20 protein-coding genes are annotated in these 20,793 nt (G+C 70.3%); 14 read left to right on the top strand and 6 right to left on the bottom strand.

What is annotated here, in order from left to right; genetic code table 11:
- Positions 1-296: 296 nt before the first annotated feature.
- Entirely contained in the window at positions 297-569 is a 273-nt protein-coding gene (locus tag ACFVT2_RS14160) for a hypothetical protein (protein ID WP_390016607.1), read from the bottom strand.
- Between the two features lie 168 nt (positions 570-737).
- Entirely contained in the window at positions 738-1,943 is a 1,206-nt protein-coding gene (locus tag ACFVT2_RS14155; protein WP_390016604.1) for an acyltransferase family protein, read from the bottom strand.
- A 590-nt stretch (positions 1,944-2,533) separates the two neighbouring features.
- Between ACFVT2_RS14155 and ACFVT2_RS14150 the strand changes: the two genes are divergently transcribed.
- From ACFVT2_RS14150 to ACFVT2_RS14120, 7 genes are all read left to right on the top strand, one after another.
- Positions 2,534-2,761: a ferredoxin gene (locus tag ACFVT2_RS14150; RefSeq protein ID WP_390016601.1), complete on the top strand. Its 228-nt coding sequence runs from the start codon at positions 2,534-2,536 to the stop codon at positions 2,759-2,761.
- The gene (locus ACFVT2_RS14145) at positions 2,751-4,118 is read left to right on the top strand and encodes an NAD(P)/FAD-dependent oxidoreductase (protein WP_390016598.1); all 1,368 of its coding nucleotides are present in this window, start codon (positions 2,751-2,753) and stop codon (positions 4,116-4,118) included. Before ACFVT2_RS14150 ends, ACFVT2_RS14145 begins: the two co-directional genes overlap by 11 nt.
- Positions 4,119-4,181: 63 nt before the next feature.
- The gene (locus ACFVT2_RS14140) at positions 4,182-5,411 is read left to right on the top strand and encodes a cytochrome P450 (protein WP_390016595.1); all 1,230 of its coding nucleotides are present in this window, start codon (positions 4,182-4,184) and stop codon (positions 5,409-5,411) included.
- Between the two features lie 180 nt (positions 5,412-5,591).
- The gene (locus ACFVT2_RS14135) at positions 5,592-6,224 is read left to right on the top strand and encodes a GNAT family N-acetyltransferase (RefSeq protein WP_390016592.1); all 633 of its coding nucleotides are present in this window, start codon (positions 5,592-5,594) and stop codon (positions 6,222-6,224) included.
- Positions 6,225-6,358: 134 nt separating this feature from the next.
- Entirely contained in the window at positions 6,359-6,577 is a 219-nt protein-coding gene (locus tag ACFVT2_RS14130; protein ID WP_390016589.1) for a hypothetical protein, read from the top strand.
- 35 nt (positions 6,578-6,612) lie between these two features.
- Positions 6,613-7,230: a hypothetical protein gene (locus tag ACFVT2_RS14125; protein WP_390016586.1), complete on the top strand. Its 618-nt coding sequence runs from the start codon at positions 6,613-6,615 to the stop codon at positions 7,228-7,230.
- A gap of 128 nt (positions 7,231-7,358) precedes the next feature.
- Positions 7,359-7,610, top strand: coding sequence for a hypothetical protein (locus ACFVT2_RS14120; protein WP_390016583.1), 252 nt, complete (start codon positions 7,359-7,361; stop codon positions 7,608-7,610).
- Here ACFVT2_RS14120 and ACFVT2_RS14115 read toward each other — a convergent pair.
- Complete coding sequence (locus ACFVT2_RS14115) at positions 7,607-8,362, bottom strand: TetR/AcrR family transcriptional regulator (RefSeq protein WP_390016581.1); 756 nt, start codon at positions 8,360-8,362, stop codon at positions 7,607-7,609. The two genes, ACFVT2_RS14120 and ACFVT2_RS14115, sit on opposite strands and share 4 nt — an antisense overlap.
- 126 nt (positions 8,363-8,488) lie before the next feature.
- Between ACFVT2_RS14115 and ACFVT2_RS14110 the strand changes: the two genes are divergently transcribed.
- The 4 genes from ACFVT2_RS14110 (at position 8,489) to ACFVT2_RS14095 (ending at position 11,640) form a co-directional block, all read left to right on the top strand.
- The gene (locus tag ACFVT2_RS14110; RefSeq protein WP_390016578.1) at positions 8,489-9,406 is read left to right on the top strand and encodes an alpha/beta fold hydrolase; all 918 of its coding nucleotides are present in this window, start codon (positions 8,489-8,491) and stop codon (positions 9,404-9,406) included.
- Positions 9,407-9,630: 224 nt separating this feature from the next.
- Positions 9,631-10,176: a flavoprotein gene (locus ACFVT2_RS14105; protein ID WP_390016575.1), complete on the top strand. Its 546-nt coding sequence runs from the start codon at positions 9,631-9,633 to the stop codon at positions 10,174-10,176.
- Between the two features lie 139 nt (positions 10,177-10,315).
- A complete protein-coding gene (locus ACFVT2_RS14100; RefSeq protein WP_390016572.1) occupies positions 10,316-11,053 on the top strand; it encodes a hypothetical protein in 738 nt (245 codons plus the stop codon).
- Positions 11,054-11,346: 293 nt separating this feature from the next.
- Positions 11,347-11,640 (top strand): hypothetical protein, encoded by a 294-nt coding sequence (locus tag ACFVT2_RS14095; protein WP_390016570.1) that lies wholly within the window; start codon positions 11,347-11,349, stop codon positions 11,638-11,640.
- On the opposite strand, the gene ACFVT2_RS14090 is transcribed toward ACFVT2_RS14095, so the two are convergent.
- On the bottom strand, positions 11,637-13,499 hold the full coding sequence (locus ACFVT2_RS14090; protein WP_390016567.1) for a glycoside hydrolase family 15 protein: 1,863 nt from the start codon (positions 13,497-13,499) through the stop codon (positions 11,637-11,639). The two genes, ACFVT2_RS14095 and ACFVT2_RS14090, sit on opposite strands and share 4 nt — an antisense overlap.
- Before the next feature lie 348 nt (positions 13,500-13,847).
- On the opposite strand from ACFVT2_RS14090, the gene kdpB reads away from it, so the two are divergent.
- Positions 13,848-16,136, top strand: coding sequence for a potassium-transporting ATPase subunit KdpB (gene kdpB, locus ACFVT2_RS14085; protein WP_390017072.1), 2,289 nt, complete (start codon positions 13,848-13,850; stop codon positions 16,134-16,136).
- An 18-nt stretch (positions 16,137-16,154) separates the two neighbouring features.
- Here the strand turns inward: kdpB and ACFVT2_RS14080 are convergent, their stop codons facing one another.
- Positions 16,155-18,116, bottom strand: a complete 1,962-nt coding sequence (locus tag ACFVT2_RS14080) for an amino acid transporter (RefSeq protein WP_390016564.1) — start codon at positions 18,114-18,116, stop codon at positions 16,155-16,157.
- A 311-nt stretch (positions 18,117-18,427) separates the two neighbouring features.
- Between ACFVT2_RS14080 and ACFVT2_RS14075 the strand changes: the two genes are divergently transcribed.
- Positions 18,428-19,219, top strand: coding sequence for a serine protease (locus tag ACFVT2_RS14075; RefSeq protein WP_390016561.1), 792 nt, complete (start codon positions 18,428-18,430; stop codon positions 19,217-19,219).
- A 27-nt stretch (positions 19,220-19,246) separates the two neighbouring features.
- Positions 19,247-19,999 carry a class I SAM-dependent methyltransferase gene (locus tag ACFVT2_RS14070; protein ID WP_390016558.1) on the top strand — a complete coding sequence of 251 codons (753 nt, stop codon included), beginning with the start codon at positions 19,247-19,249 and terminating at the stop codon, positions 19,997-19,999.
- A gap of 98 nt (positions 20,000-20,097) precedes the next feature.
- Here ACFVT2_RS14070 and ACFVT2_RS14065 read toward each other — a convergent pair whose 3' ends face one another.
- A complete protein-coding gene (locus tag ACFVT2_RS14065; protein ID WP_390016555.1) occupies positions 20,098-20,619 on the bottom strand; it encodes a hypothetical protein in 522 nt (173 codons plus the stop codon).
- Between the last annotated feature and the right edge of the window lie 174 nt (positions 20,620-20,793).

The raw sequence follows: 20,793 nt of genomic DNA, 5'->3' as shown, positions 1-20,793 counted from the left end.
CGCCCACGACCTCAACCCGTACTGACCCCGCGCGCCGCGCACGTAGCCGGAGGGGGGGGGGGCCCCAACCGGCCCGGCCCCCGCCCGGTGGACAAGCCCCCGGGCCCCCCGGGGGGGGCCCCGGGGGGGGCCCCCACGGCTCACCACCTCACGGTGGCTGAACCGGGTCCCGGCGTACTTCCTCGCCTACGGAGCGGTGCGCGAGCGCCCGCCGGCCGAGTCAGTGCGCTGAACCGGTGACGGGGGCGTGCGCGCCCCCGTCACCGCCCCGTCACACCGTCACTCGGCCTTCTCCGTCACTCCGTCACCTCCGCCAGCCGGAAGGGCCCGGCCCCTCCGGGGGCGTACATCAAGGGCAGGCTGCGGCCCAGCGGAACGACCACGATCGGTTCGTCGCGGTACTCCCGCAGGAAGTGCTCCAGCGGCTCCCAGATCATGCTCCGGTACCCGGCCTCGGTCCGCTGGCGCTCGAAGGACAGGGTCAGCGCGGATTCCTCCACGGTGACGCTCACCGCGCCCACCTCAAGCCACTCCCCGCCGATCCACGCTTCGAGTCGTACGTATGACATGACGCAAGAGTGCCCCGTCCCCCACTGGACTCGCAATCAGCGGGGTACGGGGCCGGGCGGCGCGGGTCGGGTCACGGTCGAGCGGCGTGCCGCCCAGGTCGCAGAGCGCCGGGCGCGGCATGCGTCCCCCGCTCCCGGCCGCCCCGTCGCGGTGTCACCGGGACGGGGTCACTGTGACGGTCGCTGCGTTCCCACGCGGCATTTCTCGGCGAGGGAGTTTTTGGGGGTATCCGGGCCTGGCCCGGCGGTATCGGATTCCTTTGCGGATTGACTCTTGGAATTCCTGCGCATTTCCTGGAGGCCCTTTTGAATTCCGTTGCGCAGCCATTTGCCCAGGGGCCGTTCCACCACTCGGTGCACGGTGTAGGAAAGCATCACCATGAAGGCGACGAGGGAGAGCAGGAGGACGGGCGCCGGCATCTTGTTGCGCAGCAGGTCGATGAGGGTGAATCCGATGTACATGTGCAGGAGATACAGCGGGTACGTCAGCGAGCCGGCGGTCAGCAGCCAGCGCCACCGCACCTTGTCGAATACCCCGAGGGCGATGGCCGCCATGATGGCGAAGGCCAGGATGACGCCCACCCGCGCCGGCCAGCCGTGCGCCATGCTCGCCTTGGCTCCGACGTTCATCACCAGCCGGCCGCGGACGTAGTGCTGGGCCAGCAGGAATTCGACCGCGACGATCGCCCAGAGGAGGAGCGTGGGCTTGAAGCGGTGCATCAGGTAGAAGGCGATGCCCGCGATGAAATAGGGCGAGTAGGGAGCGATCGCCCATACCGAAAGGAAGTTGCTGTTGGCCTTGAGGGCGACGACTCCGGCCACCGTCCACAGCCCGCAGAAGAGCACGCACCTGCGGTAGGTGACACCGCGGTACACGACGAGCGCGAAGAGCAGGTAGAACTTCAACTCGACGAAGAGGGACCAGTAGACGTCGTCGAGGTCGGAAACCCCCACGCCCTGCTGGAGCATGCTGAGGTTTGTCAGCACTGTTTCCAGATTGTCCGCACTGCGGACCCGCGGCCAGATCATGAGTACGGCCGCGGTCAGCAGCACCCCGACCCAGTACGCGGGATAGAGGCGGGAGGCCCGGGATTTCACGAAGTCGCCGAGCGAACGCCCCCAGGCGCTCATGCAGATGACGAATCCGCTGATGAGGAAGAAGACTTCGACGCCCAGCCAGCCGAATTGGGAGAGATGGTAGATCGTCGGCGAGATCGCATGCGGATCATTGCCCCAGCCATCACGCAGGGTGATGTAGTGATACGCCAGGACCATCAGCGCCGCCACGAGGCGCAGTCCGTCCAGGACATAGAGTCTGGATTGCCCTTGCCCCTTCCCTGGTGCGGCCAGATTTCCAGGCAGAGCAAAGGGCATACCGTGGTTCCTCACACTTCGTAGGGCAGCGTTCCACTCCATCCCATCTCATGACTGGGACTGCGGAGACAGATTCGATTGAAATGATCGCAAAGTTTTTGACCGCGGCGGACATCGAGCGTTGCGTAAATCACGTTTCGACCGATGCTGGATGTCGTGGGCGAATCCGGGTCAATACGGATACCCCGTACCCGATGACCAGCTCTTCCGCACGCCCGGGACGCACGGGGAACGCCATCCGGAACTCCTGATTCCGCCGTCGCACACCCGGCCCCGGCACTGCCGTTCCCTTGTTCTTCGATCTTCGGAAACCTTCCCGCCGTCCCGTATTCGTATGCTGCGCCATAAGGGTTCCGGAGCGTATTTCACAGCGGCACGGGAAAAAACCGGCGCGCCGGCCGACGGGGATTTTCAGCGGGACCGGGGACGGCTTGACGTTCACGGGCCGCGGCGCCCCTCCGCTCCGGTGGTCGACCACCGCCGCTCCGCCCTCACTCCCCGTGCACACCCCTCCGGCCCAGCACCACCCGCGCCACCCGCCCGGGTCGAGTAGGACGGAGTGGACGGCTCGCGCGGAGGAGCGGTGCGGAATGCAGATCGTGGTCGACCTCAACCGGTGCCAGGGGTACGCGCAGTGCGTGTTCCTCGCGCCGCGGGTGTTCGAGCTGCACGGCGAGGAGGCGCTGCGCTACGCCCCCGCGCCCCCGGACGCGCAGGCGGAGCGGGTGCGGCGGGCGGCGGCGGCCTGCCCGGTACAGGCCATCCTCGTCGGCGCGGAGGCCGGGGCGGAGGCCGGGGCGGGTGCCGATGTCCGCTGAACTGAAGAAGGGACGGATCGTCATCGTCGGCGCGTCCCTGGCCGGGCTGCGGGCGGCCGAGACCCTGCGGGACGAGGGCTTCACCGGGGACCTGACGCTGGTCGGCGACGAACCGCATCCGCCGTACGACCGACCGCCGCTGTCGAAGCAGGTACTGCTGGGCCGGGTGCCCGCGGCGGATGTCGGTCTGCCGGCCCGCCGTCCGGTGGACGCGCGGTGGAAGCTGGGGGTGCGCGCCAGCGGGCTCGACCCGGCCACGAAGGACGTGTTGTTGGCGAACGGCGAGCGGCTGCCGTTCGACCGGCTGTTGATCACCACCGGGACCCGCGCCCGGCCCTGGCCGCATCCCGAAGAAGCCCGCCTGGACGGGGTGCTGACGGTGCGGACGATCGACGACGCGAGCCGGCTCGCCGAGCGTCTGGACGCCGGGCCGCGCCGGGTCCTGGTCATCGGGGCGGGGTTCACCGGCTCGGAGATCGCCTCGGCCTGTCGGGAGCGCGGTCTGGAGGTGACGGTCGCCGAGCGCGGACCGGCGCCGCTGGTCGGGGCGCTCGGCGGCACGCTGGGGGCGTTCGCCGCACGGTTGCAGCGCGCGCACGGCGTCGATCTGCGCTGCGGGGTGACGGTCACCTCGCTCACCGGCAGCAACGGGCGGCTGACCGGTGCCGAGCTCTCCGACGGCAGCCGGATCGACGCCGAGGTCGCGGTGGTCGCCCTGGGCGCCGTTCGGAACACCGAGTGGCTGGGCGGCACGGGGCTCGCCGCGGGCCCGCGGGGCGTGGCCTGTGACGCCGGGTGCCGCGCCTTCGACATGTACGGGATCGTCACCGACGACGTGTTCGTCGCCGGGGACGTGGCCCGTTTTCCGCATCCGCTCTTCGAGTACCAGATGTTGGCGCTGGAGCACTGGGGGAACGCCGTGGAACAGGCAGCGGTGGCGGCGCACAACATGGTCAACCCCGGGCCGCTGCGGCGCCCGCACCTGGCGGTGCCGGCCTTCTGGTCCAGTCAGTTCGGGCTGAACATCAAGTCCGTCGGCGTCCCGACCTTCTCGGACCAGGTGACCATCGCCCAGGGCTCCGTCGAGGAGGGCCGGCTGGTCGTGGTCTACGGGTACCGCGGCCGGGTCACCGCCGCGGTCAGCGTCAACCGCGCCAAGTGGCTGGAGCACTACCTGCGTCTGATCGAGACCGCGGCGCCGTTCCCGCCCGAACCGGGCGCCGCCGACCGGCCCGCGTCCCCGAAGGTCGTGCCCTCCGACGTCCCGGACCCGAAGGTGCTCTCGCACGGCCCGACCGTCGCGCTCACCGGTCATCTGCCGGACCGGCGCCTGGCCGTGGTGCGCCCGATGGGCTGACCGCCGCACCGCGCGCCGCCCGTCCGCCGCTTGCCCCTGCCCTTGACGAGGAGAGCCCCGCGCATGTCCACGGAGACCCTGCTGGAACGGATCAACGCCTACGCCAGCCGTGCCGACCCGTACCCGCTCTACGCCGAACTCCGTGAGCACGGTGTGGCACTGCAGAACGACGGCAGCTACCTGGTCGGCACATACCACGAGATCGCCGCGCTGCTGCACGATCCGCGGATCAGCTCGGACGTGCGCCACCGCACCGTCCCTGATCTGTCGGGTCGCCCCAAGGACCTCCCGCCGTCCTTCATCGGCGTCGACGATCCCGAACACGACCGGCTCCGCCGGTTGGCGATGCGCCCCTTCGGCCCACCGCACTCCCCCGGCCGGATCGACGCGCTGCACGACGACCTCGTGGACATCGCCCGGGAGCTGATCGACGGGCTCCAGGGCCGGGACCGGATCGACCTGGTGGACGACTTCGCCTACCCACTGCCGGTCACCGTGATCTGCCGCCTACTGGGCGTCCCCCGGGAGGACATGCCCGAGATCCGTGGCTGGACGAACACCATCATCGCCTCCCTGGACCGCTCCCCCGACGACGATCCGCAGGCGAGGCAGCGTGCGGGCGCGGAGGCACGGATCGCGATGGCCGGCTATCTGGGCGGCCTGGCCGACCGGCGGCGGGAGCACCCGGCCGACGACATGATCTCCGCCCTGGTGCACGACGACGGGCCCGAAGGGCGGCTCGGCAAACCGGAGTTGATGACGACGCTGACCCTGCTGATGATCGCCGGGCACGAGACGACGGTCAATCTCATCACCAACGGGATGCTCACACTGCTGCGCCGTCCGGACGCGCTGGAGCGGCTGCGTCGGGAGCCGGAGCTGATGCCGTCGGCGGTGGAGGAACTGCTGCGGTACGAACCGCCGGTCCAGATGTTGCCGCAGCGCACCCCGTTGACCGACGTAGAGGTGGGCGGGGTGACCATCCCTCAGGGCGCGCCGCTGTTCCTGATCCTGGCGTCCGGCAACCGGGATCCGCTGCGGTTCGAGGACGCCGACCACTTCGACCCGGCCCGTCGGGACAACCAGCACTTCGGCTTCGGCAGCGGCGTCCACAACTGCTTCGGCGCCCCGCTGGCCCGTCTGGAGACGCAGGTCGCGCTGGCCGAGTTGCTGCGCCGCCTGGACGGTCCGCGCCTGGTCGAGGATCCCCCGCCGTACCGGCACAGCCCGATCTTGCGCGGGCCCCGGCACCTGCCGATCGTCAGCGGTGTCAGGGCGGGCGCGAGGACGTAAGGGCGCGTCAGGAGCCCGTACCTGCTGCCGCTTCGGCGGATTCCCCTCGTCCGGCTGCGCCGGGGCGGCATCGGCCGGCCGTCGCCGGTGTCGACGACGGTCGCGATAAAGGGGGTGCCACCCCTCTCCCCGCCATGTAATGTGCACAGCCGTTAAGTGGCACTTACTCGGGAGGGTTCGATGGTTCCGGAACTCGTCAGGATCTGGGCGGCCGGCTGGGTCGTCTCACGTCAACGCCCCCGGGCCGTCGAGCATCCCTGGGGGCTCTACATCGACGTGGGCCTTCCGGACCAAGTAGGCCGCCACGTACTGCCCGACCCCGACGCGTCCTCGGTGCGCGCGGCCACCGCGTCGGCGACCGCCCCGCTCACCTGGCTGAAACTGCCCGTGGAAACGGAGACGGCGGGCTCGTGGCTCCCGGAAGGCTGGGTGGCGGACAAGGAGGAGTCGGGGCACCTGATGGCCGCGGACCTCCGGACCACCCGCCCGGTGGCGCCGGACGGATATCGCACGACCGTGGAAACCACGGACGGCGTCACCTACGTCCGAGTACGCGACGCGCACGGCGAGTTCGCCGCCAGGGGGCAGATGGCCGTCCTCGGCCCGGCCACGGTCGTCGACCAGGTGGTGACCGAGGAGGCGCACCGCCGGCGCGGCCTGGGCGGCCTCGTGATGCGCACGCTCGTCAACCATGCCGTGGCCGAGGGGGCGACGCTCGGCATCCTGGGCGCGACCGACGAGGGCCGGGCGCTGTACGAATCGCTCGACTGGCAGCGGCGCGCGGGACTCGCGGCCTGCATCTATCGCCCGTAACCGAAGCCCGACGACCCCGTATCCGCATGTGATCGGCCTCACTCGCCGGCGCCGCTTGACCCTCACATCAATGTGAAGGTTCGACGATACGGAGCACCGAAGCACTGAACCACAACAAGCACAAGGTGAGCCCCATGGACAACCAGCTCTACGACTACAGCCCGATCACCGAGCGGGACCCGATCTCCTGGCCGGGCGGCGCCCGGATCGCCTGCTACGTCGGGCTGAACGTCGAGCACTACCAGGTCGACCGCCCGTCGACGAGCATCTTCCCCGCACCGCCGGGCTCGCCCCGGACCCGCTCAACTACGGCTGGCGCGACTACGGTCCGCGGGTGGGCATCTGACGGCTGATCGAGAGCCTCGACCGGCACGGGATCCGCGCCAGCGTGATGCTCAACTCCGACGTCGGCGAGCGCTACCCGCAGATCATCGAGGCCGGCCGGGCCCGGAACCGGGCCTGGGTCGCCCACGGGAAGAACAACTCCCTCTTCCAGGCGGACATGACGCCCGACGAGGAGCGCGCCTTCCTGACCGACGTCGTCGGCACCATCGAGAAGACCACCGGCCACCGCCCCCGCGACTGGCTCGGCCCCGCCCTCACCGAGACGTTCGAAACCCCGAAGCTCCTCTCCGAACTGGGCCTGGACTACGTACTGGACTGGAGCAGCGACGACCAGCCCTACCGCCTCAACGTCCCGGGCATGCTCAGCGTCCCCTATTCCATCGAGGTCAACGACATCAGCCTGTTCGTCGGCAAGAGCCTGAGCGGCCCGGACTTCGTACAGATCGTCAAGGACCAACTGGACCAGCTGTATGAGGACGCGGCGGACAGCGGCCGGGTGATGTCGTTGGTGCTGCACCCGTTCGTCATCAACCAGCCGTTCCGCCACAAGTACCTGGACCAGGCACTGGAGCACATCGCCCAACACCCCGGGGTGTGGCTGACGACCAGCGACGAGATCGCCGAGCACTACGCCCGGACCACCGCCGAGATACCGGCCTGACCTCGCCGCCTGACATCACCGGGCGCTGCGTCGGGGTGGTGCCTCACCACCGGGCACCCCCCAACGCCCCGCCCCGCCCCGCACCTTCCACCACACACCCCTGACGTCCGACTGATTACCTCTGTTCCATGTATCAGCCGGAGGACATGGCGCTGGCCCCGGCCGCCGCCACCGCGGTACCGACCGGCCTGGCGGCCCGGTTGCCCCGGACCGGATTGTCCGGCGAACCGATCGGCCCGGAGGTGTCGCTCGCCCGGGCCGGCGTCGACGCCCCGGCCGTCGCCGTGCCCTCCAGGGCACCGGAGGACCAACTGGGCCTGAGGGACGGCCTACTGCCGCCCGCGGCAGCCTTGATGACGGTGACTTGCGGCGGGTACTAGGCCAGCGGATCCGGCGCGAGCAGGCCCGCCAGCACCCGTCGGACCACCCGCTCGAAGCGGGCTCCGGCCTCGATGGAGGCCCCGGCACCGGGCTGGCTCCCGCCGGCCGGGCCGCCCGCTGCTCCCCCAGCCAACGCCCGTGCCAGCAGCGGATGACCGCCCCGCCCGGCCACCGTGCCCAGGTAGGCGGACTGCGCGGCCTGACGACCAGTCGGTGACCGGCGGGCGCGGAGTTCGACCCCGGACAACATGGCGACCAGGGCGTTCAACACGGCAACCGCCTCCAGTTTCCCCTGCCCGGTCAGGCCCGGCACCGGCTCCAGCGCACGCAGCGCGAACTCCAGGTAGTCCAACCCCCGCGGCCCGACCCGCATGGCCTCCGGCGCCACCTCCAGCAGCCAAGGATGCCGCAGTTGGACCTCCTGCGTCCGGGCGGCCAACGCGACCAGATCCACCACCGGATCCCCCGTCAGCTCTACATCGAGGTCGATCTCCCCGGTCACGGCGTCCACCATCAGATCCACCAGGTCGTCCCGGCCGGCCACATACCGGTAGAGCGACGCGGGCCCGGTGCCCAGTTCCCTGGCCACCTGCCGGACGGACACCGCGGCCAGCCCGCCCCCATCGGCGAGCCCGATCGCGGCCGCGGTGAGTTGCTCCCGGCTCCGCTCGGGCGCGGGCCCCCGCGCACCCCGCTCGGGCCGCTCCCACACCAAGACGGCCTCCGCCTCCTGGTCCCCGTTGCCGGCCATCGAACCTCACCTGCCCCTTCCGCAACCCAACCCTCTGCTGATAACTATAACTTCGTAACCGCGAACACCGTTCGCAGTATCATGCAGACGACGGCGCAGGCGCAGGCCCAGTCGGAAGGGAACACGATGAAGTCAGAGGTCTCGCCCCCCGTATGGAGCCGCGCATGGAGCCCGACCCAGTGGGCATCCAACGGTGAAGTCCGGCTCGCCTACGACCGGTTGCCGCCCGACGACGGGGAGCCCCTCCTCCTGGTGACCGGCCTGGGCGTCGCCCGGCACTGGTGGCCCACCGGCCTGGCCCAGGCACTGGCCGCCCAGGGATTCACCCTCGCCCGCTACGACCAGCGGGACGCGGGCGAATCGACGCACCTGCCGCCCACCGCCAGCACCGGCCCCATCACCGCCCTCCTGCGCAGACGCGGCGACACCTACACCGCCGAGGACATGACCGACGACGCCATCGCCGTGCTGGACGCCCTGGGCTGGGACTCCGCGCACCTCTTCGGCCAGTCGCTCGGCGGCGCGGTCGCCCAGCGCATCGCACTGCGCCATCCCCGGCGCATCCGCACCCTCACCTCCGTCTCGGCCGTCCCCGGCGACAACGCCGGCCTGGCCACCCTCCGCCACATCCGGCTGCGCACCCTCGCCCAACTCGCCCGCATGGGGCGCTCCCGCACCCTCGAAGGGCACATCGAGGTGGGGGTGGCGCTCGCCCGCCTCCTCCACTCCCCCGCCCACCCCTTCGACGAGCCGGCCATCAGGGCCATGCTGGCCGACACCCCCGACCCTGGCGTCCGGGACGCCCGCAGTCAGAGCCGCCAGATCGGCGCACAGTGGAACGGACCCGCCATCGGCCGCATCACCGCACCGACCCTGGTCCTGCACGGCCTGGACGATCCCCTCGTCAAACCGTCGGCGGGTCGCACGGTCGCCGCCCGCATACCGGGCGCACGCTTCGTTCCCCTGCCGGGAGTGGGCCACGACCTGCCGGAACCGGTGTGGGAGGACGTCGCCCACCACGTACGCCAACTCGCCGACGGCTGACCCCAACTGGCCCCGCGCGCCCCCCACAGCCCCGGTCCCCTGACGACGCCCGCACCACGATGCGGGACCGGCCGGCGCCCGGACTGAGCATCCGAGCCGCCGGGGGTGCCCGACTCCCGCAGGAAGGAGGGGAGGAGGCGTTTCGGCGGCGCCCCGCCCGCCGCCTCCGAGGACCCGACGGACGCACACTTGCGGACACCCACCGGGCGCTGTGGACTGCTCGGGTGACGACGACTCGGACCCTGTACGTGATCGCCTGCGCCGCCCCGCCCACCCGCCGCATCGAGATCCCCCTCCGCGCCGCCCAGTCCGCCGGCTGGGACGTCTGCCTGGTACTGACGCCCGCCGCCTATCGATGGGCGACCGAGGACGCCGAAGGCGAGATCGAGGCCCTGACCGAACTCACCGGGCACCCGATCCGCCACCAGTACAAACTCCCGAGCCAGGAGGATGTACTGCCGCCGCCGGACGCGATCCTCGCCGCCCCGCTCAGCTGCAACAGCCTCAACAAGTGGGCCGCCGGGATCTCCGACACCCTGGCGCTCGGACTGCTGACGGAGGCGATCGGCCTGCGGATCCCGACGGTCGCACTACCGTGCTGGAACGCCGCGCAGCATGCGCACCCCGCCACCGCCAGGAGCGTCGCCACTCTGCGGACCGCCGGCGTCACCGTGCTACTCGGGGGCGACGGATTCGTACCGCACCCACCCAAATCCGCACAGCGGAGCGCCTTCCCTTGGCACGCCGCCCTGGACGCCCTCCCCTCATAGCGCCACCCCGGACCCCCGTCTCCCCCAGGCCATCCATCTGCACCTTGACGCCACCGCTGGGCGGGCATCCTCAGAGAGGCGTGCTCTACTGCCGCAGCACCACCCCCCACCCTTCCCCTGCACGAAGGAGATTGTGCACATGCCGCACTACCGGACATCCAACGACATGTCACCCACCCCCACGCCTGCCGCCTCACCCTCTGCCGCCGACCGGCCCCTGGTGGGACGCCGCTGGGTACTGGCGGGCCTGGCCGCGGCGGCCCCGGCGGTGCTCGCGGCCTGCGGTGGCCACAAGGGGGCTGCCGCTTCCCTCAGCCCACACAGCTCCGGGAAGGCCACACCCGGGAACTCCACCATGATCATGATCATTCGGCACGGCGAGAAGCCCGACAAGCACCACCCCGGCATCGACGAACACGGCCACGAGGACCACAAGTCGCTCACCCAGCGCGGCTGGGACCGGGCCAACGCGCTGCCCAAACTCTTCGACCCGTCCGCCGGACGGCCGCTCCCGGCCGGCATCCAGCGCCCGCGCACGATCTACGCCGCAACCGACCAGGGCCCGAACGCCGGCGCGCACCGGATGCGACAGACCGTCACCCCGCTCGCCCGTCACATGGGCCTGACGGTCAACACCGACTTCGCCGAGTCCGAGGAGGGCAACCTCGCGAAGGCCGCCCTCTCCGCCACCGGGCCGGTGCTGATCTGCTGGGAGCACAGCCGCATCCCCGACATCGTCTCCGCGCTCGGCGCGTCCGACACCGACGTCCCCAGCGAGTGGCCCGACCGCTTCGACCTGGTGTGGGTCTTCACTCACACCAACGGCACCTGGGCGTTCCGCCAGGTCAACCAGCACCTGCTCCCCGGCGACGCCTGACGAGGCGACGAGTACCTGAGGGTGGCATCTCCCGCCGATCAACCCACGGGTGGAGACCGCCATTCCACCCACGCTCCGACGCCTCACGGCTCCGCTGAGTGATGCACTGTTCTCGGAAGGCACCCGCTCGCAACGGCGAGCGAACCGCGGGCGGCAGGCGGGACGTTACGACCTGTCGCAAGCGGCAAGCAGAAGACCACAAGCGGAAAGCGACCATGAGGAGTGGAGGTGACAGCGACCGGCGGCGGATGCCTTCCCTCACCCACGCCTCACCCACTCACGGGGAGCCCAGCATGGCGGACAAGGTTTCACACCCACTCTTCGCACGCATCTATCCACGCATCAGTGCCTACGCGGACGCGCATGGTTCGCTGGACCACCGCCGGGAGTTGCTGTCGGGCATCCGCGGCAGCGTGGTGGAGATCGGGGCGGGCACCGGCGCGAACTTCCGGCACTATCCGCCGGAGGTGGAACGGGTCGTCGCGGTCGAGCCCGAGCCCAGACTCCGAGACCACGCCGCACGGGCCGCGACGCAGGCGACCGTGCCCCTTGAGGTGCTGCCCGGCCGGGCCCGTCCGTCGAGTTAGCCGAGGGCCCGGTCCAGGTTGAATGCCGCGCTGATCAGGGCAAGGTGGGTGAATGCCTGGGGGAAGTTGCCGATCTGTTCGCCGGTGTAGCCGATCTCTTCGGCGTAGAGGCCGACGTGGTTGGCGTAGGTGAGCATCTTCTCGAAGGCGAGCCGGGCCTCGTCCACCCGGCCTGCGCGGGAGAGCGCCTCCACGTACCAGAACGAACAGATCGAGAAGGTGCCTTCCTCGCCGCGGAGCCCGTCGGGGCTGTTCCTGGGGTCGTACCGGTAGACGAGGGAGTCGGAGACCAGTTCGTTGCCGAGCACGTCCAGGGTGGAGAGCCACTTCGGGTCGGTCGGCGAGATGAATTTGGCCAACGGCATCATCAGGACCGAGGCGTCCAGAACGTCGGCGCCTTCGTACTGGACGAACGCCTGGAGCTCGGTGGACCAGCCGCGTTGCATGATGCGCCGGTAGATCGCGTCGCGCGCCTGGGACCAGCGGGGCATGTCCGCGGGGAGACCGCGGCGGCGGGCGATCCGCATGGCCCGTTCGATGGCCACCCAGCACATCAGCTGTGAATAGAGGAAGTTCTGGATCTTGCCGCGCGTCTCCCAGATGCCCTCGTCCGGCTGGTCCCAGTTGTCACACACCCAGTTCACCAGGCCGCACACGGTGTCCCAGTGGTCGCTGGAGAGCGGCTGCCCCCATTTGTCGTAGAGGTAGAGGGAGTCGATGAGAGCACCGTAGATGTCGAGTTGGAGCTGACTGACGGCGGCGTTGCCGATGCGGACCGGGGCGGACCCCAAGTGGCCTTCCAGGTGCGGGAGTTCGACTTCGGGGAGTTCGCTGCGGCCGTCGATGCCATACATGATCTGGAGCGGGCCGTGGGCGCAGTCCTTCAGGCAGATCTTCGTGGACAGGAAGTGCACGAAGGATTCCGCCTCATCGGTGAAGCCGAGGCGGAGCAAGGCGTAGATGCAGAAGGCCGCGTCCCGGACCCAGGCATAGCGGTAGTCCCAGTTGCGCTCGCCGCCGATCTGCTCGGGCAGGCTGGTGGTGGGGGCGGCGACGATGGCGCCGGTCGGTGCGTAGGTGAGCAGTTTGAGGGTGAGCGCGGAGCGGTGCACCATCTCCCGCCAGCGTCCCCGGTAGCGCGAGCGGGCCAGCCAGTTGCGCCAGTAGCGCACGGTGGCGCCGAAGAGTTGCTCGGCCTCCCCGACGGCGCAGAAGCGGGGCTCGACGCCGTCGCCGATGCGGTCGAGGGCGAAGACGGCGGCTTCGCCCTCGGCGAGGGTGAAGGAGGAGCGGGCGTCCGGGCCGTCCGGTGCGACGGGCACGCTGGAGGTGAGGGCGAGGGAGAGTTCCGGGGAGTCGAAGACGGTCACGCCGTCGTGGTGGGTGCGGACGGTGTGCGGTTGCCGGCCGTAGTCGAAGCGGGGTGCCACGCGTACGGAGAACGGGAGGGAGCCACGGACGCAGAGCACCCGACGGATCAGCCGGTGCCGGCCCGCCTCGCGGGAGTCGCCGACGATCGGCATGAAGTCCTGGACCTCGCCGACGCCCTTGTCCGCGAAGAAGCGGGTGATGAGGATGTTGGTGTCGGGGAAGTAGAACTGCTTGGTGCGGGCCGGTACGTCCGGGGCGAGTTCGAAGGCCCCGCCGCGGTCGGCGTCCAGGATCGCGGCGAAGACACTGGGGGCGTCGAAGCGGGTGCAGCAGTACCAGTCGATGGTGCCGTTGGTGCCGACGAGGGCGGCGGTGCGCATGTCGCCGATCAGGCCGTGTTCGGGGATGGGGACGTAACGGGGGGCGTCGGCTCTGCTGGGGCGGAGGCTTGGCGTCGGTGTCGCCTCGGGCCCCGTGGGCATCGTCATCGGTCCTCCCCTGCGCTGGGGGACGAGCAGGAGCAGTGGATTCAGGCTACCTCCGGGCGACCCCGTGCCGCCCGTCCGTCTGGTGGGCGGAGCCGGTCCACAGGCCGGTCCGGGGGCCGGTCCGGGTGTCGCTGGTGGCAAGCCGTGGCCAGGGCCGTAAGAGAGCCGCAAATTCCGTTCGTGGCCGGGCCTGTGCCGGTGGGCGAGGCCCTAGATTCGGTTCCGGCCGGGAGACGGCCACGGACGGCGGATGCGCAGGTCAAAGGCCGTCTGATGCCTCATGCGCAGGTCCCGGTCCGGCGTCTCCGCGGCCTCTTCCCCGTGCCCGCTCGTCCAGAAAGCATTCGCATGCCTGCTGCCCCGTCCCGTGTTCCCACCACCCCGCCGACGGCTCCGGCGCACGTCCCGGGCGGGGTCCCCGCCCGGGACGTGTCCGGGGGCGGCGGCCACCGGGGGCGGCGGCGACGGGCGCCGGCCGGGCTGTTCGATCCACGGGTGCTGCTGACGGCCTTGCCGGAGGCGTTGCGCAAACTCCATCCGCGGGTGCTGGCCGCGAATCCGGTGCTCTTCGTCGTGGCGTGCGGTTCGCTGCTGACCACGTTGTCAGCGGTGCTGCATCCGTCGGTGTTCAGCTGGGTGATCAGTGGCTGGCTGTGGCTGACGGTGCTGTTCGCGCAGCTCGCGGAGGCGGTCGCGGAGGGCCGGGGCCGGGCGCAGGCGGCGTCGCTGCGGCGGGCCCGGACAGATCTCACGGCCCGGCGGCTGCGGGACAACTGGCGGGTGGGCGTCCACCTCGGCAGTGCCGTCACCGAGACGGTTCCGGCGTCCGATCTACGGCCGTTCGACTTCGTACTGGTGGCGGCCGGTGAGACGGTCCCGGCCGACGGTGAGGTGGTCGAGGGGGTGGCGAGCGTCGACGAGTCGGCGGTGACCGGGGAGTCGGCGCCGGTGCTCCGTGAGGCGGGCGGTGACCGGTCCGGTGTGACGGGCGGGACGACGGTGCTCTCGGACCGGATCGTGGTGCGGATCACCTCGCGGACCGGGCATTCGTTCCTGGACCGGATGATCGCGCTGGTGGAGGGGGCGGCGCGGCAGCGGACGCCGAACGAGATCGCGCTGCACATCCTGTTGGCGGCGCTGACCATCATCTTCATCCTGGTGGTCGTCACGCTGCAGCCGATGGCGACTTACGCGGGGGCGGCCCAGCAGACGGCGGTGCTGGTGGCGTTGCTGGTGACGCTGATCCCGACGACGATCGGGGCGTTGCTGTCGGCGATCGGGATCGCCGGGATGGACCGCCTGGTGCAGCGCAATGTGGTGGCCATGTCCGGGCGTGCGGTGGAGGCGGCGGGGGACATCAACACGCTGCTGCTCGACAAGACGGGGACCATCACGCTCGGTCACCGGGAGGCGGTGGCCTTCGTGCCGTTGCCGGGACAGGACGAGCTGGCGCTGGCCGATGCCGCTGCGCTGTCGTCGTTGGCGGACGGGACGCCCGAGGGGCGTTCCGTGGTGGCGCTGGCGCGGGAGAAGTACGGGCTACAGGCGCCGGACGAGAAGGAGCTGTCGTTCGTCCGGTACGTGGCGTTCAGTGCGCGGACGCGGCTGAGTGGGGTGGATCTGCGCTGGTCGGAGGGTTCCGGGACGGCGGGTGTTGTCGGCTCCGGGGCGGCGGGTGCGGCCACGGGCGGGGCGGCCGGTGTGGCGGGCGGGGCGGGGCGGCCCTCGGAGTATCCGGGTGAGGTGGTGCTCCGCAAGGGGGCGGCCGCGCAGATCATCGAGTGGGTGGCGCAGCGCGGCGGTGAAGTGCCGGCGGAGGCACGGTCTTTCAGCGATGCGATCAGTGCGTCCGGCGGGACGCCGTTGCTGGTCGCGGTGGATGACCGGCAGGGGCCGCGGTTGTTGGGCGTGGTGCATCTCAAGGACGTGGTGAAGGAAGGGATCCGGGAGCGGTTCGCCGAGTTGCGCCGGATGGGGATCCGGACGGTGATGGTCACGGGTGACAATCCGCTGACGGCCGCGGCGATCGCGCGGGAGGCCGGGGTGGACGACTATCTGGCGGAGGCCACGCCGGAGGACAAGCTGGCGTTGATCGTCCGGGAGCAGGCGGGCGGCCGGCTGGTGGCGATGACCGGTGACGGGACCAATGACGCGCCGGCGTTGGCCCAGGCGGACGTCGGGGTGGCGATGAACACCGGTACGTCCGCCGCGAAGGAGGCCGGCAACATGGTCGATCTCGATTCCAATCCGACCAAGTTGATCGAGATCGTGGAGGTGGGAAAGCAACTGCTCATCACCCGGGGCGCGTTGACCACCTTTTCGATCACCAATGACGTGGCCAAGTACTTCGCGATCATTCCGGCGATGTTCACGGGGGTGTATCCGGGGCTGTCGGCGCTGAATGTGATGGAGCTGCACAGTCCGACGTCGGCGATCACGTCGGCGATCATTTTCAACGCGCTGGTGATCGTGGCGCTGATTCCGTTGGCGCTGCGCGGGGTGCGGTATCGGCCGGCTTCGGCGCATGACTTGTTGCGCCGGAATCTGGCGTTCTTCGGGCTGGGTGGTCTGGTGGCGCCGTTCGTCGGCATCAAGCTGATCGATCTGGTGATCTCGGGGATTCCGGGTCTGGGGTGACGGGGGCGGGTCCGGTGTTCAGCCGACGTGGACGCGGGGTCGTCGACTGCGATCCGGTTCGGCCTCGCGCAGCACTTCCCGGGTGACGGGGGCGACCTCGCCCTGGCCGAAGAGGAAGAAGCGGAGGAACTGCGCGAAGGGATTGCCCTCGGTCCACTCGAAGTAGATGTGCGGGCGTCGCCCGGTGGTGTCGCGGACGTAGAGCAGCAGGGCGGCCAGGGCATTGGAGACGGTGGAGCTCTCCAGGCACAGCACCCGGTAGCGACCGTGCATGACGTAGCCGTGGACGTGGAGTTCGCTTTCGAATTCGGAGGGGTCACGGATGGTGACTTCGACGAACACCAGGTCGTCTTCCGGGGGGATGTCGTTGTCGGCGCGGATCTGCTGGGCCTTGTCGCGGTATTCGGCGAGGTCCCGTTGGTCGGGCTCGTTGGCGATGAAGCGGATGCGGCGCTGGGCGATGTCGCGGACGAAGCGGGCGGCGGTGTCGTCGAGGATGACGTCGCTGACGCGCAGTTCGAAGGCGCGGGCGAGCCGCGAGGTGAAGGAGAGCAGGATGATGCCGGCGATGAAGCAGGCGCCGATCTTCACTCCGTCGGGGCGCTCGATGACGTTGGTGACGGTGGTGTAGAGGAACACCACCGAGATCACCGCGAATCCGATGGCCCAGCCGCGTTGCTCGGCGCGACGGGCGGCGATGGTCACCGCGATGGCCGCGGAGCTGATGAGGACGAGGACGCCGGTGGCGTAGGCGCTGCCCTGGGCGTCGACGTTGGCGTCGAAGATCCAGGTGACCAGGAAGGCGACGGCGGTGAAGACCAGCACCATGGGGCGGACGGCGCGGGCCCAGTGGGGTGCCATGCCGTAGCGCGGGAGGTACTGGGGCATCAGGTTCAGCAGGCCGGCCATGGCGGAGGCCCCGGCGAACCAGAGGATGGCGATGGTGGAGACGTCGTAGACGGTGCCGAAGGCGGAGCCGAGGTATTCGTGTGCGAGGTAGGCGAGGGCGCGGCCGTTGGCGGGTCCGCCGGGTTTGAAGGCGGGGGCCGGGATGAGGAGGGTGGTGACGAAGCTGGTGATGATGAGGAAGACGCTCATGATGACGGCGGCGGTGGTGAGCAGTTTCTTGGCGCCTCGGATCCGTCCGGTGGGGCGTTCTTCGGTGTCGTCGGGGTCGCCTTCGATATGGGGCATGACCGCGACGCCGGTTTCGAATCCGGAGAGGCCGAGGGCGAGTTTGGGGAAGACGAGCAGGGCCACCGCGACCATGGCCGGAATGCTGCCGTGCTGGATGGTCAGTGCCCGGGTCCAGTCGGTGACGACATGTCCGGCGGTGACCACGTGCCAGACACCGACGGCTGCGACGACCGCGTTGAGCACGAGGTAGATGCCCACGAGGACGACGGCCACCCCGATCGCTTCGAGGAATCCCTTGAGGAAGACCGCGCCGAGCAGGGCGACCAGGATCAGCGTGACGACCATCTGCCGGCCCTGGAGCGCGCTGTGGACGTGGGGGTTCTCGACGAGGTGGGTGGCGGCGTCGGCGGCTGACAGGGTGATGGTGATGAGGAAGTCGGTGGCGGCGAAGCCGAGGAGGGTGAGGACGAACAGCTTGCCCTTCCAGAAGGACAGCAACCGTTCCAGCATGGCGATCGAGCCCTGGCCGTGCGGGCTCTCCTTGGCGACGCGGCGGTACACGGGGAGTGCGCCGGCGAGGGTGACCACGACGAGGACGAGGGTGGCGACGGGCGAGAGGAGCCCGGCCGCCAGGGCGGCGATGCCGGGCTGGTAGCCGAGGGTGGAGAAGTAGTCGACACCGGTCAGGCACATCACGCGCCACCAGCGTTGACCCTGGTGGCCGGTTTCCGGTTCGGCACGCTGGTGCTTACCCATGTCGGCCACCCCCTGCAGCATCCACGTGCGCAGGCGGTGCCGCGCCGTGGACCTGGAGCCAGCACCGGCAGGGGCGGAGGCGGCCATCGTGAGCTCCTGTCGTACACCGAAAGGATTCGGCCATCGTGAGGCAGCGGGCTCAGCGTACGCACTTCCGGGGCCCTCGCCGTGGTGTTCGATGCCTCGGCAGGATCGTGTCTCGGGTGTGCCGGCGGGTGCGGCGGTGCCCGGCACCGGACCGAGGGGCGGTCCGCGGCAGCGGTGCGGGTTCAAACGCCGTCGGGTCGAATACCACCAATTCGACGGAATGGGCCCGCTCTTCGCCCCGGTGCGCCGCGGTGTCCTTGAGGATCGCAGGACGAGGAGGGGTCCTGGCCGATTCGGATGCAGGAGGCGCAATGGCACGGTCATGGCTGCGGGGTGGGGCGGCGGCGGCCGCGGTGTTCGGTGCGGTGCTGGCCGCGGTGCCACCGGCGACCGCGATGGCGGGCCGGGCGGTGCTGGACACCCGCATCGTGGGCGGGAAGAACGCGGACGTCCGGGACGTGCCGTGGCAGGTGTCGCTGCGCAGCCGCGGGGGGCACATCTGCGGTGGTTCGATCATCCGTGCCGATGCGGTGGTGACCGCGGCCCACTGCACCGTGGGGGCACCGCCGGCTTCGCTGAGCGTCCGGGCGGGCAGTAACGCCCGCGGGTCGGGTGGGCAGGTCGTCCCGGTGGCGCGGGTGCTGCGGCACCCGAAGTACAACGCCGACACGATCGACTACGACGTGGCGGTGCTGGTCCTGGCGTCCCCGCTGAAATTCGGGGACGGGGTGCAGGCGGTCCCGTTGATGGCGGAGGGGAAGGAACCCACGGCGGGCACGCCGGCGACGGTCACCGGCTGGGGGGCGACACATGACGGCGGTGTGCTGCCGGAGCGGCTGCGGCGGGTCGACGTGCCCAAACTCAGCGACGCCTACTGCAAAGGGGCGTACGGACCGTCCTCCATCACCCCGCGGATGACGTGTTACGGCTACCAGGAGGGTCGTAAGGACGCGTGTCAGGGCGACAGCGGGGGTCCGTTGGTGGTGGACGGGTATCTGGCGGGCATTTCGTCGTGGGGGACGGGGTGTGCCGCGCCGCGGCATCCCGGGGTGTACACCAAGGTCAGCGATCCGGCGATCCACCAGTACATCGCGCAGTCGTAGGGCGGGCCCGGCACCTATGCTGACGCGGTGTTCGCACCCGAGGGTCCTACGTTCCGTGAACTCGCCGTTCAGGCGCTGTCGTCCATCGAGCGGGGCTATGACCTGCTCGCCCCGAAGTTCGACCGGACGCCGTTCCGGACGCCGGACGTGGTGCTGGATCCGGTGGTGCGGGAGTTGCGGGAGCTCGGCCCGTTCCGCAGTGGTCTGGATCTGTGTTGCGGTACGGGTGCGGGGATGGACGTGTTGCGGCGGGTGTGCCGGGAGCGGGTGACCGGTGTCGACGTCAGTGCGGGGATGCTCGCGGTGGGACGGGACAGCGCACCGGGGCCTGGACTCGATGGGGCCGGGCCGCGGTTGGAGTGGGTGCGGGCGGATGCGCGGGCGCTGCCGTTCGGGCCGGTCTTCGATGTCGTGGTGAGTTTCGGGGCGTTCGGGCATTTTCTGCCGCGGGAGCGTCCGGGATTGTTCGCGCAGGTGCGGTCGGTGTTGCGGCCCGGTGGGCGGTTCGTGTTCCCGGTGATGGCGCCCGCCCGGCCGGGGTCGCCGCTGTACTGGGCGCTGTGGGGTTTCGATGCGGCGATGCGGGTGCGCAATGCGCTGTGGCAGCCGCGGTTCGTGATGTATTACCGGGGTTTCCGGCTCGCGGAGGTGGGGGCCGAGCTGGTGCGGGCCGGGTTCGCGGTGGAGTTGCGGGCGGTGCCGGAGCTGGGGCGGCGGGCGGACGGCAGTCCCCGGTGCCGACTGGTGGTGGCGACCCGGGTGGGCCCGCCGGCCGGCTGAGCGGTCACCGACGGCGGGACGGCCGAGTTGGACGGACTGCCGTCGGTGACCGGAGGGGTGCCGCTCGCGCCTGGTGGACGGCGGCGGGTGTCCGGTGGTCAGCCGATACCGACCTTGGACAGTGCGGTGGTCCAGTCGGTGGCGATGGCGTTGCGCGCGTCGTCGAGGGCGACGTCACCGTTGCAGACGGCGGTCTTCAGCTTGTTCTCGACGGAGTCCTTGCTGGCGGCGGGCTGGTCGCCGTAGCGGGGCTCGGGCCAGAGGTTCTTGGGGTCGCGGGGCGCGCCGCCGAGTTCGAGGGGGACGAGGTGGTCCTCTTCGTAGTCGGCGGTGTTGGTGTCGGAGTAGCCGTATTGGCCGATCTGCTTGATCTTCAGCGGGGTGGTGTAGGAGACCGGCGGGCGGACCGTCTTGGTCCAGCCGGGGACGCAGATGGTCGAGTCGATGGTGGACTGGGTGACGTCCGGATTGAAGGCGCCGGGGGTGCAGACCTGGTCGGGGAGGGGCAGCCGGGACTGGGAGCAGGTGGCGGCGTGGGCGCTGCCGGTGGTGAGGAGGAGTCCGGCGGAGGCCAGAGCGAGTGCGGTGGTCGCGGAGGCGAATCGGCGTATCGATCGCATGGGGGCTCCGAGGTCGGCCCGGCCTCGTGCCGGGCAGGTGTCGTCATGGCACCACCGCGCGGTCTATGCGGGTAGATCTCAGAGATGAACAAGACGTGTACATGTCCAATTGTGACCGTTGCGTGGGAAACCGTTGGCCAACTCCTGGGCCGGATAGGGTTGTTCACATGTCGC

The sequence above is a fragment of the Streptomyces sp. NPDC058000 genome (assembly GCF_042886435.1).
Classification (GTDB): Bacteria; Actinomycetota; Actinomycetes; order Streptomycetales; family Streptomycetaceae; genus Streptomyces.
The sequence above is the reverse complement of the archived record's forward strand: the minus strand, read 5'-3'. Positions and strand labels throughout refer to the sequence as shown.

Coding starts and splice junctions, on each gene's coding strand:
- ACFVT2_RS14160 (WP_390016607.1), bottom strand. CDS start 569: ATGTCATACGTACGACTCGAAGCGTGGATCGGCGGGGAGTGGCTTGAG.
- ACFVT2_RS14155 (WP_390016604.1), bottom strand. CDS start 1,943: ATGCCCTTTGCTCTGCCTGGAAATCTGGCCGCACCAGGGAAGGGGCAA.
- ACFVT2_RS14150 (WP_390016601.1), top strand. CDS start 2,534: ATGCAGATCGTGGTCGACCTCAACCGGTGCCAGGGGTACGCGCAGTGC.
- ACFVT2_RS14145 (WP_390016598.1), top strand. CDS start 2,751: ATGTCCGCTGAACTGAAGAAGGGACGGATCGTCATCGTCGGCGCGTCC.
- ACFVT2_RS14140 (WP_390016595.1), top strand. CDS start 4,182: ATGTCCACGGAGACCCTGCTGGAACGGATCAACGCCTACGCCAGCCGT.
- ACFVT2_RS14135 (WP_390016592.1), top strand. CDS start 5,592: ATGGTTCCGGAACTCGTCAGGATCTGGGCGGCCGGCTGGGTCGTCTCA.
- ACFVT2_RS14130 (WP_390016589.1), top strand. CDS start 6,359: ATGGACAACCAGCTCTACGACTACAGCCCGATCACCGAGCGGGACCCG.
- ACFVT2_RS14120 (WP_390016583.1), top strand. CDS start 7,359: ATGTATCAGCCGGAGGACATGGCGCTGGCCCCGGCCGCCGCCACCGCG.
- ACFVT2_RS14115 (WP_390016581.1), bottom strand. CDS start 8,362: ATGGCCGGCAACGGGGACCAGGAGGCGGAGGCCGTCTTGGTGTGGGAG.
- ACFVT2_RS14110 (WP_390016578.1), top strand. CDS start 8,489: ATGAAGTCAGAGGTCTCGCCCCCCGTATGGAGCCGCGCATGGAGCCCG.
- ACFVT2_RS14100 (WP_390016572.1), top strand. CDS start 10,316: ATGCCGCACTACCGGACATCCAACGACATGTCACCCACCCCCACGCCT.
- ACFVT2_RS14095 (WP_390016570.1), top strand. CDS start 11,347: ATGGCGGACAAGGTTTCACACCCACTCTTCGCACGCATCTATCCACGC.
- ACFVT2_RS14090 (WP_390016567.1), bottom strand. CDS start 13,499: ATGACGATGCCCACGGGGCCCGAGGCGACACCGACGCCAAGCCTCCGC.
- kdpB (WP_390017072.1), top strand. CDS start 13,848: ATGCCTGCTGCCCCGTCCCGTGTTCCCACCACCCCGCCGACGGCTCCG.
- ACFVT2_RS14080 (WP_390016564.1), bottom strand. CDS start 18,116: ATGGCCGCCTCCGCCCCTGCCGGTGCTGGCTCCAGGTCCACGGCGCGG.
- ACFVT2_RS14075 (WP_390016561.1), top strand. CDS start 18,428: ATGGCACGGTCATGGCTGCGGGGTGGGGCGGCGGCGGCCGCGGTGTTC.
- ACFVT2_RS14065 (WP_390016555.1), bottom strand. CDS start 20,619: ATGCGATCGATACGCCGATTCGCCTCCGCGACCACCGCACTCGCTCTG.